Annotated in this window: 14 protein-coding genes; 13 read left to right on the top strand and 1 reads right to left on the bottom strand. The window is 40.2% G+C overall.

Features of this window, described 5'->3' with window-relative positions; all coding sequences use genetic code 11:
- The first annotated feature begins 202 nt into the window (after positions 1-202).
- From J9318_RS05930 to J9318_RS05985, 12 genes are all read left to right on the top strand, one after another.
- A complete protein-coding gene (locus J9318_RS05930) occupies positions 203-1,768 on the top strand; it encodes a flagellin (protein ID WP_210562131.1) in 1,566 nt (521 codons plus the stop codon).
- Between the two features lie 362 nt (positions 1,769-2,130).
- Complete coding sequence (locus J9318_RS14105; RefSeq protein ID WP_210562132.1) at positions 2,131-3,675, top strand: flagellin; 1,545 nt, start codon at positions 2,131-2,133, stop codon at positions 3,673-3,675.
- 191 nt (positions 3,676-3,866) lie between these two features.
- Positions 3,867-5,378, top strand: coding sequence for a flagellin (locus tag J9318_RS05940; RefSeq protein ID WP_210562133.1), 1,512 nt, complete (start codon positions 3,867-3,869; stop codon positions 5,376-5,378).
- A 120-nt stretch (positions 5,379-5,498) separates the two neighbouring features.
- Entirely contained in the window at positions 5,499-5,948 is a 450-nt protein-coding gene (locus J9318_RS05945) for a flagellar protein FlaG (protein ID WP_210562134.1), read from the top strand.
- 39 nt (positions 5,949-5,987) lie between these two features.
- Positions 5,988-7,379 (top strand): flagellar filament capping protein FliD, encoded by a 1,392-nt coding sequence (gene fliD / locus J9318_RS05950; RefSeq protein ID WP_210562135.1) that lies wholly within the window; start codon positions 5,988-5,990, stop codon positions 7,377-7,379.
- Positions 7,379-7,660 (top strand): hypothetical protein, encoded by a 282-nt coding sequence (locus J9318_RS05955; protein WP_210562136.1) that lies wholly within the window; start codon positions 7,379-7,381, stop codon positions 7,658-7,660. The genes fliD and J9318_RS05955 overlap by 1 nt, the downstream gene beginning before the upstream one ends.
- A 33-nt stretch (positions 7,661-7,693) precedes the next feature.
- Positions 7,694-8,071: a flagellar export chaperone FliS gene (fliS, locus tag J9318_RS05960; protein ID WP_210562137.1), complete on the top strand. Its 378-nt coding sequence runs from the start codon at positions 7,694-7,696 to the stop codon at positions 8,069-8,071.
- Between the two features lie 74 nt (positions 8,072-8,145).
- Positions 8,146-9,717: a flagellin N-terminal helical domain-containing protein gene (locus tag J9318_RS05965; RefSeq protein WP_210562138.1), complete on the top strand. Its 1,572-nt coding sequence runs from the start codon at positions 8,146-8,148 to the stop codon at positions 9,715-9,717.
- A gap of 96 nt (positions 9,718-9,813) precedes the next feature.
- Positions 9,814-11,499, top strand: coding sequence for a flagellinolysin (locus tag J9318_RS05970; RefSeq protein ID WP_210562139.1), 1,686 nt, complete (start codon positions 9,814-9,816; stop codon positions 11,497-11,499).
- A gap of 119 nt (positions 11,500-11,618) precedes the next feature.
- Entirely contained in the window at positions 11,619-12,428 is an 810-nt protein-coding gene (locus J9318_RS05975) for a flagellin N-terminal helical domain-containing protein (protein WP_210562140.1), read from the top strand.
- Positions 12,429-12,498: 70 nt separating this feature from the next.
- Positions 12,499-13,131 (top strand): DsbA family oxidoreductase, encoded by a 633-nt coding sequence (locus J9318_RS05980; protein ID WP_210562141.1) that lies wholly within the window; start codon positions 12,499-12,501, stop codon positions 13,129-13,131.
- Between the two features lie 33 nt (positions 13,132-13,164).
- Positions 13,165-13,617, top strand: a complete 453-nt coding sequence (locus J9318_RS05985; RefSeq protein ID WP_210562142.1) for a DUF2919 family protein — start codon at positions 13,165-13,167, stop codon at positions 13,615-13,617.
- Positions 13,618-13,746: 129 nt separating this feature from the next.
- On the opposite strand, the gene J9318_RS05990 is transcribed toward J9318_RS05985, so the two are convergent.
- Positions 13,747-15,375 (bottom strand): response regulator, encoded by a 1,629-nt coding sequence (locus tag J9318_RS05990; RefSeq protein ID WP_210562143.1) that lies wholly within the window; start codon positions 15,373-15,375, stop codon positions 13,747-13,749.
- 205 nt (positions 15,376-15,580) lie between these two features.
- Between J9318_RS05990 and J9318_RS05995 the strand changes: the two genes are divergently transcribed.
- On the top strand, positions 15,581-16,840 hold the full coding sequence (locus tag J9318_RS05995; protein WP_210562144.1) for an MFS transporter: 1,260 nt from the start codon (positions 15,581-15,583) through the stop codon (positions 16,838-16,840).

A 16,840-nucleotide genomic window follows, 5' to 3' on the forward strand; every position in this document is an offset into this window, starting at 1 on the left:
GTTCTTTAAATCACGCTAATTAACTATTGTCAGGAGCAAATGAACGAGTTTTTCCGGTTTTAAGCTGTTGTTTTTAATTGTTTTTAATTGTTTTTCTTGGCGTTTTATAAAAAGGGATATAAAACTGGCACATAGAATGCAAAGTCAAGTGTGAGAAAGAACAGCAGGGGCAATCCCCTAGTTAAGTTCACAGGAGAAAACAATGGCTTTATTCGTAAATACTAACGTTGCTTCCATTAATGGACAGCGTAACTTAATGGGTTCGACCAACAATCTAGAAACATCTATGAATCGTTTGGCATCGGGCTTAAGAATTAACAGTGCTCGCGACGATGCTGCGGGTTTACAAATTTCAAACCGATTAACATCGCAAATTAACGGCCTTAATGTTGCTATGCGAAATGCCAATGACGGTATTTCAATGGCGCAAACCGCTGAAGGTGCGATGCAAGAATCGACAAATATTCTGCAACGTATGCGAGACTTGTCTATTCAGTCTGCAAACGCAACGAATTCAACGGTTGACCGTAAGGCGTTGCAAGAAGAAGTAATTCAACTTAAATCAGAGTTAGATCGTATTGCCAATACAACGACTTTTGGTGGCCAAAAGTTAATTGATGGCTCGTTTGGTGTTCAACAATTTCAGGTTGGTTCACAAGCAAATGAAACGATTGCTATTTCTATAAACTCTGCACAGGTTGATGATTTAGGCAGCGCTCGTTATAAAATGGGCGGAACAAACTTAGCAGGTTCTCCAGCAACAAACCTGGGTACTGCAGTTACTGGTATAGGTCATCCTCTTGCTGATGCCGCTGGTGAAACACTTACTATTGGCGGTATTAATCCATCTCAAGTATCTATCAATCAAAATGACTCTGCTGCCGATATGGCGGCAAAAATTAGCTCTGTATTTAATACAACGGGTGTTAAAGCGGACGCTAAATCGGTTGCTCGTATTGAAGGTCTTACTAATGCTGCCAATGGCGATGGTATTAGTTTTGTGTTGGCAAATGGTGACCCAACAGATTCTACGGTCGGTCAATCTATTGTTTCGTTTACCGCAAGTGGCGTAGTAGAAGATGATTTACAAACTTTGGTTAATAAAGTAAACGAAAACTCTGCAGTAACTGGTATTGGTGCTAAATACGATGCAGCAACAACGTCAGTGATTTTAACATCGGAAGATGGCGATAATATCGTAATCCAAGACTTTACTGACTCAGGTGCAGGTGCAGCAGCGACTTTTAATATGCAAGGTCGTAACTACGATGATGAAGACGATATCGGTGCAGCGGTTGCGGTAACTTCTGGCGGTGCGAACGATGTTACTGTTAAAGGTCAATTGCAACTTGATAGCACAGTATTATTCAGCGTATCTTCTGATACAGCTGGTGGTGGTGCCTCAGACCTAACAGGTTTAGCAGATACAGTAGTTGCTCAGGCAAATGAAGAAAATATTCAGTCTGTAGACATTACTACTTCAAAAGGCGCACAAAATGCGATTGCTATTATCGATGGTGCATTAAGCAAGATTGATAGGAACAGAGCGACACTAGGTGCAGTTCAAAACCGTTTACAATCAACAATTCAAAACTTAGCAAACATCGTGGAAAACTCATCGGGTGCACGAGCTCGTATCCGTGATACAGACTTTGCTAAAGAAACAGCAGAGTTAACCCGTAACCAGATCCTACAACAGGCTGGTACGTCAATTCTTGCACAGGCTAATCAGTTGCCACAGGCAGCGTTATCTTTATTAGGTAACTAATGATTAATCCTAGTTAGGCTAAGCCTAACAATATTGTTTTCTCAACTTCTCATTTAAGAAGCCCCGTTTGGGGCTTTTTTGTTTTTGCGGAAAAGCATTGCCAGATCCGTTGATTGTTAATGAGGCATTTAATTGCCGGCTTTTTCAATTCAAAACTTTGAAGTGACGAGTAAGTGATAGTACTTCGAGTAAATGTCGGCTGCAGGCTTTTAAAAACGGCAATTAAGTCACTGTTTGTGTTGATATTCATATGTTTAATTTTAAGTGTCTTCGTTGGCACGAATGTTGAATATTAAACAATACATACAAATGGTAGTAACCAAACCTAATTTGATTTAGTAACAGTCTGAAAGGAGATTGTGATGGCATTAACAGTAAATACCAATGTGGCATCGCTTAACGGCCAGCGAAACCTTATGGGTTCGAGCAAAGGTTTAGAAACCTCTATGCAACGACTCGCATCCGGTTTAAGAATTAACAGCGCTCGAGATGACGCCGCTGGTTTACAAATTTCAAACCGTTTAACTTCTCAAATAAATGGCCTTAATATCGCAGTTCGAAATGCCAATGACGGTATTTCAATGGCACAAACCGCTGAAGGCGCCTTGCAAGAGAGTACAAACATACTTCAACGTATGCGTGACTTATCTATTCAAGCTGCCAACGCTACGAATACAACTGTTGACCGAAAAGCTCTACAAGAAGAAGTCGTTCAGTTAAAAGCCGAACTTAATCGAATTGCTGATACCACTACATTTGGTGGCCAAAGCCTATTAGATGGCTCATTTGGCAACCAGCAGTTCCAAGTCGGTGCCAACGCCAATGAAACAATTGGTTTAGCGATAAACTCTGCACAAACCGATGACTTAGGCAGTGCTCGTAGTTATCTAAACGGTGGCTCGATGGCGGTAGCGGAAGCTGGAGCTACCTTAACTGCAGTTCAAGGTGATGCTGACTTTTTATTACCGGCGCAAACGTTAACCATCGATGGTATTAACACCGCAAATGTTGCGTTAAGTCAGAATGACTCAGCCGCTGAAGTGGCCTCTAAGATCTCGGCTGAATTCAATACTACCGGCGTTAAAGCGGATGCCCGTACATTAGCTCGGTTAGAGGAAGCTGGTGATACTAACTTTGATGCCGGTGAAACAGTAACTTTTGAATTGAGCAACGGAACAGGTGCTGATCCAGAAATTATTAGCTTTACTGCGTCAGGCTCTCTTTCAGAAGATTTACAAACGCTTTCGAATAAAATTAATGAAAAAGCAGCTGTTACAGGAATTGGCGCCAAATTTAATGCGGCAGAAATAGCGATTGATTTGACTTCAGAAGCCGGCGATGACATTGAAATTGCAGCGTTTGGAGAAGGTGGCGCTACAGCAAATGATCTTACGTTATCTGCGATTACTGAAACCGGTGCTGTTGTCGCGCCTGTATCTGGCCCAATTGCAGCTGCAACTCCAGCAGCAATCGTTAGAGGGTTTGTGCAACTAGACAGTACATTGTTGTTTAATGTTTCATCGACTGAAGCACTAGCAGCCGACAGTGTTGTTAATGCAGCTACAGGTACTGCGGTTCAAGCAACTGAAATATCAGTAGACAGTGTTGACCTAACTACGGCAGATAGTGCACAAAACGCAATCGCTGTAATTGATGGTGCATTGGCAAAAATTGACCGTAATCGTTCGACATTAGGTGCGGTTCAAAATAGATTGCAATCGACAATTAATAACCTGTCATCTATTTCTGAGAACTCTTCTGCTGCTCGCTCTCGAATTCGTGATACAGATTTTGCGACAGAAACAGCGCAGTTAACGAAGAACCAGATCCTTCAGCAGGCAGGAACAACAATTTTAGCTCAGGCTAACCAGGTTCCTCAGGCTGCGTTAAGTCTATTAGGCGGATAATCGTACCTAAATAGTCAAATAATGAAAATAAATAAGGACAGCCAAAGTGCTGTCCTTTCTGCGTTTGAGACCTTTTAGAGAGGTGTTGATTCAAAAAAGTTAAAAAAAATATTAAAGGCGTTCATAAAAGCGCCGATAACATTTTTGAACGAAATATTAACTTTCACCCGCTTAGGGGTAGGAGAATCAACATGGCATTAACAGTAAACTCAAATCCAGCCTCAATAAACGCTCAAAACAAACTGGGCATGGCGTCTGGTGGTCTTAAGACTTCAATGGAGCGTTTAGCATCTGGTCTACGCATTAACAGTGCAAAAGACGATGCAGCGGGTCTACAAATTTCTAACCGTCTTACGTCACAAATCAACGGTCTAAACGTTGCGGTACGTAACGCTAATGACGGTATTTCAATGGCGCAAACAGCTGAAGGTGCACTTCAAGAAAGTACAAACATCTTACAGCGTATGCGTGACCTGTCTGTTCAGTCTGCTAACGCGACAAACACAACAGTTGACCGTAAAGCACTTCAAGAAGAAGTGACTCAGTTAAAAGCTGAACTAGACCGTATCGCCGATACAACTACGTTTGGTGGTCAAAACCTACTAGACGGTTCATTTGGTAACCAACAATTCCAAGTCGGTGCTGATGCAAACCAAACTATCGGTTTGGCGATTAACTCTTCTCAAACTGACGATTTAGGCAGTGCTCGTGCAATTCTAGATGGTACGGGTTTAAGTGAAGGTACAGCATCAAATACAACATTAGCGCTTGCTCGTACAGCTAATAACTTAACTGCACAGACGCTAACTGTAAACGGTGTAAACCCTGCGTCAGTTTCAGTAGCATTAGATGATTCAGCAGCTGACATCGCAAGTAAAATTAATGCAGAATTTAATACAACGGGTGTTAAAGCTGATGCAATTACTGAGGTTCGTTTAACTTCAGGTGCAGTTTTTGATACAGGTGAAACAATCAGTTTTGATTTAGGCAATGGTGAAGCAAATGAAACAATTTCATTTACAGCCACTGGTGTTGCAGCAGACGATTTACAAACATTAACTAACAAAATTAATGAAAAAGCGTCAGTTACTGGTATTGGTGCAAAATTTGATGCACAAAATACAGCAATAAGCCTAACATCAGAAGCGGGTAATAACATCGAAGTGAATAACTTTGCTGAAGGTAGTACAACAACGGCCAATGACCTTGTTCTTCAAGCGTTAGACGCAGATGGTGCAACTACAGGTGCAGCTTCAACTGTAACTACAACGAACATTGCAGCGTCTGTGCGTGGCCGAGTTCAGTTAGACAGTACATTGTTATTTAACGTTGCATCATCGGTTGCCGCTGAAATTACAACTGGTACAGCTCAGATTGCGACAGAGAAAAACATCAAAAATGATATTGATTTGACTACGGCTCGTGGAGCTCAAGATGCCATATCTGTAATTGATGGCGCATTAGCGAAAATTGACCGTAACCGTTCAACTCTAGGTGCCGTTCAAAACCGTTTAAGCTCTACGGTGAATAACTTAAGCTCAATCTCTGAGAACTCAACAGCTGCGCGTTCACGTATTCGTGATACAGACTTCACTGTTGAAACTGCTCAATTGACTAAGAACCAGATCCTACAGCAGGCTGGTACTTCAATCTTAGCTCAGGCGAACCAGTTACCTCAGGCAGCGCTTAGTCTTCTAGGTTAATAAAGACGAGCCACTGGCCACAATGACGACTAATAAAAGTTAGTCGTCTATACTAAAACCAATGGCAGTTTACTGACCATTGGTTTTGTGGTTTAAGCAGTTGATAAAATGGTGATTACAATGAATACTATCAACGCTGCTTCTACAGCAGCAATTCAAAATCAAGAACGGTCTGGCGCAAGTCAAGCCACCGACCTTAACAAAAAAGCAGAGACGCAAGCGATTGCGAACAAAGCAGTGTCGGATGTGAATGGCGTTGAGTCGGTGGAAGCAATAGCCGGAAAAGATCAAATCAGTAAGGTTGTTAAAGAATCGCAAGCGGGTGATGAACAACAAGTTTTAGAAGAAGTGGCATCTAACTTGCAAAACTTTGTTAATTTAATTGATAAAGAATTAAAGTTTACGGTCGATACAGAGACAGGTAGGCAAGTTGTTACAGTTAAAGATGGAACCAATGGTGAAATAATTCGCCAAATACCATCTGAAGAAGTTTTAAAACTGGCACAGAATCTTGCGAAAATTACTGATGTCTTCCATGTTTCAGGAAATATATTGGAAACAAAAGTATAGGCAATCATCAGTAGTATATTAATTTGACGGGGGCTTATTATGGCTGGTTTATCTTCACCTGGTATTGGTTCAGGATTAGATGTAACGGGAATCGTTACAGGCTTAGTTCAATCAGAAAAAGTACCTTTTGATGCGCGTATCGCTCAACAGGAAGAACAAGCAACCGCAAAAATTACTGCTTTTGGTAGTCTAGTTAGTGCCGTGTCAGCATTTGAAGACGCTGCCAAAAAGCTAAACGATGCAAATAATTTCGAATTAAACAAAATCTCACCCACGTCAAATGAATTTTTTAGCACGTCGGTAACTTCTGAGGCCGCACCAGGCTCGTTTAAAGTAGAAGTTGTTTCTATCGCTCAAGGTCAAAAGCTCACGTCGGGTGGTTATGCCGAAACGGATACCGTAGGCTCTGGAACAATGAGTTTAACGGTGAACGGTTCTACGCTTGATTTAACTTTAGATGGTACTGAGACGCTCAGGGATCTAAAAGATAAAATTAATGAAGCTGATGGTAATCCAGGTGTTACCGCTTCTATAGTGACAGACAATGATGGTCAGCACCTTGTTTTTACTAGCGATGATATTGGGTTAGATAATGCAATTACTATTGCTGTTGCTGATTCAGATGGCAATGACACCGACAATTTAGGCTTGTCAAAATTTGCGTTTAATGGCGTGGACACAGCCGATATGCAACAAACTCAAGAACCCAAAGATGCAGAAATACTCATCGATAACTTTTTACGTGTGACGCAAAGTAGTAACTTATTTACTAACGCAATTGAAGGCGTATCAATTAACGTATTAAAAGCGAATGATGTAGGTGATAACAACGCCATTACCGTTAGCCAAGATAAATCTCAAGTAGGAGAAGCGCTGGCTGAGTTTGCATCGTCTTACAATAAGTTTCTAGAAACATCGATATCATTAGGGCGTGTTAATACTGACTCTAAGATTGTCGGAAAATTAGTTGGCGAGTCACTTCTTCGCTCATTAACAGCCCAAGTAAAAAACATTTTAAGCTCGGCAGATAGTTCATCTGGTCTAAGTCTTGCTGCTCTTGGAATTACAACAAACCGTGACGGCACCCTAGACGTAGATGAAAAAGTTTTAAAAGAAGGTGTTGATAATAACTTTGACGCAGTAAAAGACTTGTTTGTAGGTGACAATAGCGTCATGGGCAAACTAACAGATACGTTAAAAGGCTACACTGGCGGTGATGGTTTAATACAAGTAAAAATTGATAGTTATAAAACATCTTTAGACAGACTTGAGGATGAACGCGCCAAATTTGCAGAAAAAATGACAGCACTAGAAAATAGATTATTTAGTCAGTTTAATGCGATGGACTTGTTAGTTGGCCAGTTGAACTCTACCGGAAGCTACTTGGCAGCCCAGCTCGAAAACCTTCCTGGCGTAGTTAGGAAAGACTAATGGACAGTTTTTTAACGTCTCTTGAAGCTGACTTTAAATCAGCGATAGAATCAAATGATATTGCGAGTATCGAAAATATCCTGATTGATTTTGATAAAGCATCGAAAGAAGCAATTAATTATGAAAATGACGTTGTTAAAAAAGAAGAGTTAATTAGAGCGTGTATTAGACTGCATGACGAGTTTGAGTTGAGCTTATTAACAACTAAAAAACAGATCCAAGAACAAATACATAGTGCCAAAACAAATGGCAAAAAGATTAACAAATATCTAAACGTATAATTAGTATATTGAAAAACAACGAAGAGAGTAGGTATGCGCAGAGCAATTAAAATGTACAACCATATGAATGCTCAGACACAGTTAACTGACGCGTCACCGCATAAAGTTATACAACTGTTGATGGCTGGTGCTATAGATCGGTTAATTAAAGTATCGGCAATGATGGAAAATGGCAGTGGTAATTATCATGACACCCTTGCTAACGCAATTGACATTATTTTAGCGTTAAACAGTGCACTAGATATGGAAAAGGGTGGCGAGATCTCTGAAAATCTAAATGCACTATATGATTACATGCAACTTCAATTAGTTCAGGCCAATATTGAAAAAGATCACAAAAAGGTTGATGAGGTTGTTGACCTAATTAAAACGATTAAAGAAGGTTGGGATCAGATATCTGATCAAGCATAATTTTTTATTAATAATTGGCATGAATATTCCATAGAGTAACCCTAAACGGGTTACTTTTTTTTTGGAATTTTGTAATGCAAATAATGACAAATGCCGCTGCAATAAAACTTGGAAATGAAATTTCATCTAATTCATTATCCTTATCAGATAGAATGAGTACACTTAGTAGTGGTAAGCGAATTCAGTCTGCGTCAGATGACAGTGCAAACTTACAAATTTCCAACCGGCTAAATAAGATGGGCATGGGTTACCAAGTGGCAATACGCAATGCCAACGACGGTATTTCAGTGATGCAAACCGCCGAAAGTGGTATGCAAGAAAGCACAAAGATACTGGGGCGAATGCGAGACCTGTCTATTCAAGCTGCAAATGCAACAAACCAAAGTAGTGATTTAAAGTCGTTAAATGATGAGTTTACTCAACTCAAACAAGAGTTGAATCGGATTGCAGAACAAACGACGTTTGGTGGCCAGAATATATTAAATGGCTCATTTGGCGTGCAAGCCTTTCAAGTTGGCGCTGAAGCAAATGAAATAATCAATGGCACTCTGACGTCTGTATATCCTGAAGATATGCAACTATTTGAGTTTACAGCTGCAGGTCAGGCGCTTGGTGGCATATATACCGGTGCAAGCTTAGGTGCTGCTGACTCGGCATTATCGTTAAACGGGTTTGGAAATGGAGCACCTGGAGCAAGTAGTGAAATTATCACTATTAATGGCTTAAAGTCAGATACTGTGCAACTAAACTCTTCAGACTCTGCAAAAGAAATGTCCAACAAGATCAATACTGCTTTTAGCGATACGGGTGTAAAAAGTGAAGCTGTGAATAATGTAAGTCTACATATTCACAGCGGTATCGCCAGTGGACGCGTAGCCTTTGAACAAGGTGAGCAAGTCGAGTTTAATATCGGCAATGGGCAAAATATTGCCACAATATCGTTTACCGCGACGGGCGACTATGGCAATGATTTAGCGTCATTAATGAACAAAGTAAACGAACAAGCTGCAGTTACAGGTATCGGTGCAAAGATTAACAGTAATGACAGTTCATTAACGCTAACAAGCGCAAGTGGCGATAACATTAGTATTTCTAATTTTAAAGAAAGTTCAGAAGGAGTAAATAATGTTATAGAGCTAGGCTCGTTAGACAAAAACGGTAACATAAATAATACCACCTCTATCAATAACGATGGTAGCAGTGCAATAGTTCGCGGTTATGTGTCATTTTTCGCGCCAACAGGGGATAGTTTTTCCATTAGCTCAAATGCTGACTTTGGCATCATCCATAACGGTCTTGGCACGAGCGGAAATAATGAATTTGCGTCAACGGTGAGTGTGTCTGAAGTGAATATATTAACTCAAGCGAATGCACAATCCGCAATTTCTGTTATTGACGCAAGTTTAGCCACAATAGATCGCGCAAGGGCAACCGTGGGGGCGATTACAAATCGACTAGAGTCGACGATTAATAATCTTGCTAATGTTTATGAAAACACTGAAGGCTCGCGTTCACAATTAGTTGATGCCGATTACTCAAAGGAAGCGGCAGAGTTGGCAAAGTTGCAAGTCACGCAACAAGCCTCAACAGCTATTCTAAGCCAGGCAAACTCTATTCCTCAACAGGCAATTTCGTTGCTCGGTTAAGCCTTGTAAAAAACTTTAAATAAAAATATAAAAACACTAAAGTATAAAATTTAACCGCCGATAAGAATGTTAACGAATTTTTATCGGTGGCTTTGCATGCAAATCCAAACTAACATTAATGCGCTACAAATCAGCTCAGTGTTTCGAAGAAACACGGACGCGCTGACTAGTACGTATGAAAAGTTAGCCTCGGGTTCCAGAGTCAATTCAGCCGGTGACGACGCCGCAGGCATGCAAATTTCAAATCGACTGAATGCCCAAATACGGGGTTATGGAGTCGCAATTCGAAATGCCAATGATGGTATATCAATGCTGCAAACCGCAGAGGGTGCCCTTCAAGAGTCGACAAATATTCTACAACGTATTCGTGATATCGCAGTTCAGTCTTCAAACGCTACAAATACCGTCGTCGATCGCAAAGCGCTAAATGAAGAAGTAGTCGCATTAAAACAAGAACTCAATCGAATTAATGAAACAACCACATTTGGTGGTCAACGGCTATTTGAAGATGCACCAAATTCCAGGGTTCCTGGGGAATATGACGACAGATTAGCATACTTACAAACCTGGTTAGCGGAACCTGAATTAAGGATCAGTGAGTATTTTGGCATTGATCCAAAGGCCTTGCCTATGGCCGTTACATTCACACCAGACATAGCAAGTGGCGCATTAGCCACGGTATCTTCGGGGACGTTTGATGCTCAAGGTAGAGCAACGGCGGTGACACTTGACATATCATTAGCGGATATCAGTTTTAATCAAGCCAATGGGCCAAGTGGTAATGATGCTGGTGGTGGTGTGTTCGCCGATAGAATTATTGCTCATGAAATGGTACACGCAGTGCAGTTCGCAAACTGGAATTTGGGTACACCTGGCGCCGTAGCAACTTGGTTTGTTGAAGGTTCTGCGGAATTAATTCACGGTGCTGATGAGCGACTCGCAGCAGACGGTAAAGCAGCTGTTACCGCAGTCAACTTAAGTGGTGCCTGGGGTGGTTCTTCTGCGGAATACAGTGCAGGCTTTTTAGCGACAAGATATATGCACGATGCTATTAAGGCGAACGGCGGAGAAGGCATCAAAGAAGTTATGCAAAATTTAGCAACCGGCAATAGTGGTGCACCTATGACTTTAGACCAAGCGTTGGCAGCTGAAGGTACCTGGGCGAGTGAAGCTGATTTTATTGCCGACTTTGACGCAAATAAGTCAACGTTTTGGGATACAGATATTAACTTAACCAACGATGATACCGGCGCTATTGGCGGGCGCGACGCAGATCAAGGTGCGGTATTAAATTCCGAGGATATCTTTGCTAATGCAGTGTCTAGCCGCGAATATAGCTCCTTTATTGAAGATTTAGCGGAGCCAAATTTACGTCCAGGCTCTGGCTCTACTGTATTTACTTTTCAAATAGGTGCGAACGCCAATGAAACCTTATCGGTGAGAACAAATTCATTTGGAACCACGTCATTAGGTATTAAAGATTTATCGGTTACCTCTTTTGCAAGCTCACAAAGAGCTATTACAGAAGTTGATAAGGCACTCGCGTTGATCGATTTTGAACGTTCGAATTTTGGTGCAGCAATGAACCGTATGGAAAGCACTGTTAACAACTTAAACAATCAAAAAGAAAATTTATCCGCGTCTTTTTCAAGAATAAGAGACACTGATTTTGCACAATCAACCGCAGACTTATCTCGGTTACAAATTATTCAGCAGGCATCTGCTTCCTTATTAAGTCAAGCCAATCAGTCGGGAAGATTAGCGCTCAGCTTGCTAAGTTAAATATCTTATGCATCTTAGCTTTCACCTCGCTACAGCTATACAACTCCTAAACCCCTAGCCTTGTGTAAATTTAAATCACTTCTTATACTTAAGTACGCCTTTTATTAAGGAGCACAATCATGAAAATTAACTCTGGTTCACCAAATTTTAATGCGAGTAACATTAATAGTGTCAAAGAGCAGCAAGAAAAGTCTCTTGAAAGATTGGTCACAGGCTTAAAAATAAACTCGGCCGCAGACGATGCCGCTGGGTTTCAAATTGCCAATCGACTGTTTGCTCAGGCCTCAGGAACGCAGGTGGCTATTCGAAATGCCAATGATGCGTACAGTTACGCCTCGGTGGCCGATTCTGCATTGTCTGGAATTAATGATGCGTCTCAGCGAGTTAATGAACTGTCGCTACAAGCTGCAAACGGTACTTTAAATGCATCAGATAGACAGGCGATTCAGCAAGAAATTAGCCAAATTCAACAACAGGTTTCTGACATTCAAGCGAATACTAGTTTTGCGGGTCAATCACTGTTTGGTAGCTCCGAAAATAGAAACTTTCAAGTAGGCGCCAACGCAGGTCAGCAAATAGGGTTAAGTAGCCGTACTTTGAATGACCAAATCTCGCAGCTTAAAAGTATCGATGTCACTTCACAAAGCGGCGCTCAGCAAGGTATAGAAACTAGCCAAGCCGTTTCTGAACAGATAACCCAAAGTCGCGGCGAAATTGGAGCTTTTCAAAATAGAATAAGTTCTACGATTAATAACCTTAACAATACTTATGAAAATACAGAAGCGGCAAGAAGTCGTATTGAAGATACTGATTTTGCACGTGAAACGGCAAATTTAACACAGCAGGGGATCCGTTCGAACATATCGACGGCGATAGCAGCGCAAGCCAATAGCGATAGAGCCATTGCCACAGCTTTATTAGGTGATTAATTACTGAGTTTAATCAGGTCGGAATGTAAATTGCTTAGTAATAAGCCTGTTAACTAATTGATAATTAGAAATGATTAAAGTTGAATTCTGGCTAAATGCGTTTGATCCTTATTCTTACATAGCAAAACTGCACTTTGACCAAGCATTAGCGATGAGTCCTAGACTCAAACATGAAGTGAACTGGATCTGGTTTGCTGACGAAGGCACAGCTATGAGTCAGTCGATTAGCGATAATGTTGAAAATAGCGGCTCAGAGTTTTCTATTTTCAAAAAGCTTGCAAACCAGTTTAAGCAGTCGGAAGTGTGGGCTCAGTTATTACTTGAAGATTTTTCTCAACAGGCAACGGCATTAAACCGGAATCTCCATGTAAAGGATATCCAACCGGCTGAACCAATAGATTATGCCAAGATTATTAAAATGGTAGGCAGCACGGCTCAGCAAGGAAAATTAGTTAACTGGTTGTTTCATAGTTATTGGGAAAAAGGCCAAAGTATAACAGTAGAGAGTATTAACGAGGAGTTTAGCTTGCCCGACTACGCCAGCAGTGATGTTATTCAAAACGTACAATATGACCAAGACCTAACTCGCGAGCTTGGTATTACTGAAGCCCCGTTCATGATCATAAACGAGGAGATTGGTTTAGCAGGCATTCAGCCAATTGAACATTTAGTTGAAATACTTTCTATGGCACAATCAAACTAAGTTTCATATTATTCTATCTATTAGGCGCCACGTTTGTATTACAACGATTTTGATTTGGATGGCAGGGTAAAGGTACCCGTTGGTTTTTATTTAGTTTTGCTTTATCTTCTGCGCGGTTATTTTATTTGGTTAATGTCATTGACTCACCGCCAAGATCCAACCTTAATTTTATCGCTTGTTTACAACGATAGTCGAACGTTCCTTTCCGCGCTTGTTATGGGCATTACGGCATTGATTGTTTATGCTTTATTTCTGAGTAAAGGTCGTATTATTAATCGTCTTGAATTAATACTTTGGCGTTATGCAAACATCGCAATTTTACTTACGTTGCTAGTCGATTTGGGATTCCAGACCTATAGCTTTATTGGTAACGGACTCATAGCACATTGGTCGGCCCCGGCCATTTTTATTCTGGGTGTCTATTTAACATGGTACTGGCTGTCTTCTAAAAAAATTAAGCGTTTTTTTAGCAATTGGCTTTTATAGTTGAAGCGGTGGTTTCCGTGTTTATACGTTGGTTTTGTGACAAGACTAATCACTTAGCTTACGAGGTCGCGAAACACAGAGGCTTTTAAATCAAAATCAGTGTCTACCGCAGCACGATAAATTAGCGCACTAAACTCTTTCTTCGGTTAATGAAGCCTTAATTTTATTATAACGAAGCGTTTGCTCATCATTGAGGTTTGCCGAATTAATCGTGTTTTTACATTGCTCGATTAATGTCTGAACATCACTTGAAGACAAGTCTAAAAATTGGCTTTCAGCAATAGTTTGCAGTAGGTTTAAGGCTATGGCTGGACTTTTAGGCATCACCCTAAAAGCCGTTTTGAACGCCTTTAACGCTTCATTTAACTTACCTCGAGTATAAAAGCCGACGGCATTGTTATTTAATTCTTTTGGTGATGATTTAACATCTTCCCGCAGTTGTTTTTCGGCATTGATGAATAGAGAAAAAAGCGGATTAGTTAACGATGCAGACTCTTTTACTATTTCACTAAAAACCTTTTCTGAGTCCCTATAAAAGCCTAGTTCATGTAAGGCTTTTGCAAAATCGAGCGCATCTTCCAGATCATCTACTACAAACTCGCGATTATCATCAATTTTCATTTTAATTAAATGCTTCGCCTTTTCCGATTCATTCTTTAAAAAGTGGATACGAGCTGTTGCTATGTCTATTTGTTCATTTAAAGGTGTTTTTGGAAATTTTCGCTTTAAATTATCAAGTATATGTTGGCTTTGCTGGGCTAACCTTGAGACTTCAGTTTCGTTAAACGTGGTTAGGCCGTAGTCGATATTTGCCCGAATTGCATTGAGGTATAGCCCGGGAGCTTCATACATAGAATATCGTAAGTGGCGAATAATGTTATTACTGGCTAAATACTGAGATTCAAAGTCTTGCGTAATTCGAGCTAAATCGATTAGATACTTTTGCCGTTCGATATTTCTAGGGGATAACAAGCTTGCGTCTTTTATATAACTTAATGCGTTCTCCCAGTCTTTGTCTTTTTCACATAAAAAAGCGAGTAGGTCCAACGCCTGTAGTTTGGTTGACGGATTATCAACTAACTCATCAAGTAGATGTTTTGCTTCCGGAAGTCGATTTAGATGCATATAACATTCAACTAAACCGAGTTGCGCCCAAGAAAAATACCTAATCTTTAATACCGATTGATAAAAAGCTTCGGCCTTTTGCCAGTCTTTTTCTTGCTTTAAAATATTTCCTTTTAACCGAATTAAAAAAGGCGTCCAATTAGGGTGTGTATTTGCGCTGATGAACTGGTCTATATGCTCTAACGCACCTGATATGTTTTGTTTTTCAAGACATTCAAAAACGGGCTTAAAGGTTAACTTTTTTATTAATGCTCGTTGAATGCGAGACTCGAGTTGTTTTGAGGTAAAAGGCTTTAATAAAAAGTCATCGGGTTCGAGTTCTATAATACTTTGACTAAGCGACATATCGTTTTCTGAACTCATGAAAATAAACGTAGTACTTATATGCATCAAACCTTGTTTGGTAAAACGTTCAAAAAGTTGGTAGCCGTCGCTTCCTTTATTTAATTCATAAGCGCACAAAATCAATTGATATTGGCGTTTTTGCAATGCCTCTATCGCAAGGTGAGCACGATCGACAAAATCAATACGATCAAAACCTAAATGTTGTAATGAGTATTTAATATGGCTTTGAGCTAAAGACTGCTGCTCAACAACGAGGGCAGATAAATATTGATCTTTTAATTCGTCCATTACCTAATCGTGGTGAAAATTTAACCTTATATCCATAGTAGGAACTTTTTATCCTAATGAAAAGAACGAATGACAGGATTTGTAATTAAATCGTTAATTTTAGTGCTTTTCATAAGCTTATTTGTATTAAGTATTAGTTTAATTGTGTGGCATTCGTTAAGCCTTACGAGCATAATTATTTTCTTATTTCTAATATGAGTTTGTTATGTTTTTGGGTTTGTCAGCAAAGTTATGGGTTGCATTATGTGTTACCTTGTTAGCTTGTATGGGTTTGTCATTACCTTACCCTGTATTAACACCGCTGTTTATCGATGCTCCTATCACTGCGTTAAATTCTTACGCTGGGCTGTCGGGTGAAACTCTTCTAACAATTCTATTCGCAATTTATCCTCTAGGCATTTTTATTGGTAGTAGCTTTATTGGAGCACTATCAGATCGCTTTGGTCGACGACGAGTTCTTAGTCAAACTCTTATCATTTGCTTTTTCGGGTATTTAGTCTCCGCGTACGCGTTATTCATTGAAGATTATTTTTTATTAGTATTGAGCCGATTTTTAACCGGCATTACTGAGGGAAATATAGCGATTGCTCGAGCGATAGCTCTAGATATTGGCGAAGAGGCCGCGAAAGAGAAAAATGGAGATCATAATGATCTCGCGAGGCTTTCTGAAGAGAAAACTAGAGCCGTATCTTTAATAAACAGTGCGGTATTTGTAGGTTGGTTACTTGGGCCATTAATTGGTGGCGTATTGGCGCAATATGGCGCTCATTCAGCCATGTTTGCTGCTGCAACCGCATCAATGTTATGCGTTGTGTTAGTGAAGGCGGTACTAGAAGAAAGTAATCACGATATACCAGAGTTTAAGATGTCGATTCTTCAGTCGGCGTACAAAGAAAATTCCCTTCGATTAATAAAAGAACCGTGGATGAGAAAGCTATTTTTCACTTATTTCTTTTATGCATTAGCAATGAATTTGTTTTATGAATTCTACCCAGTATGGTTAGTCGATACGCAAGGTTATGACTCGTTAGGGATTGGTCTTGCCACTACTAATATGACTATATTTATGACACTAACATCACTTTTTGTTGTAACCATAGTACAGAGAAAATTTGGCCTCTTAAAACCAATGCGCCGGGCGATGTTTGGTTTAGCTTTGATGTTATTTATTGTGCCATTTACTGGCGGCGTGAGTACATTGATTGTGTTTTCAATAACAGGAATTTTAGTTGCAACATTTAACGGTTTATTACCTGTTTATATAAGTGAAAACCAATCGGGTAGAAAAAACGGTGCGGCGATGGGGTTATTAACGACGACATTTTGTATAGCTAATGTATTTGCAGCAGTTTGTGGCGGCGTGTTACTTCAGCTAAATTCGCAATGGCCTCTATTTTTATCATCAATGTTTTATATTGTGTCGCTTACCCTGTTGTATCGATATTTTGTAGCCTCGACGGATTAA

Origin of the sequence: Psychrosphaera aestuarii, assembly GCF_017948405.1 — a bacterium.
Taxonomy (GTDB): domain Bacteria; phylum Pseudomonadota; class Gammaproteobacteria; order Enterobacterales; family Alteromonadaceae; genus Psychrosphaera; species Psychrosphaera aestuarii.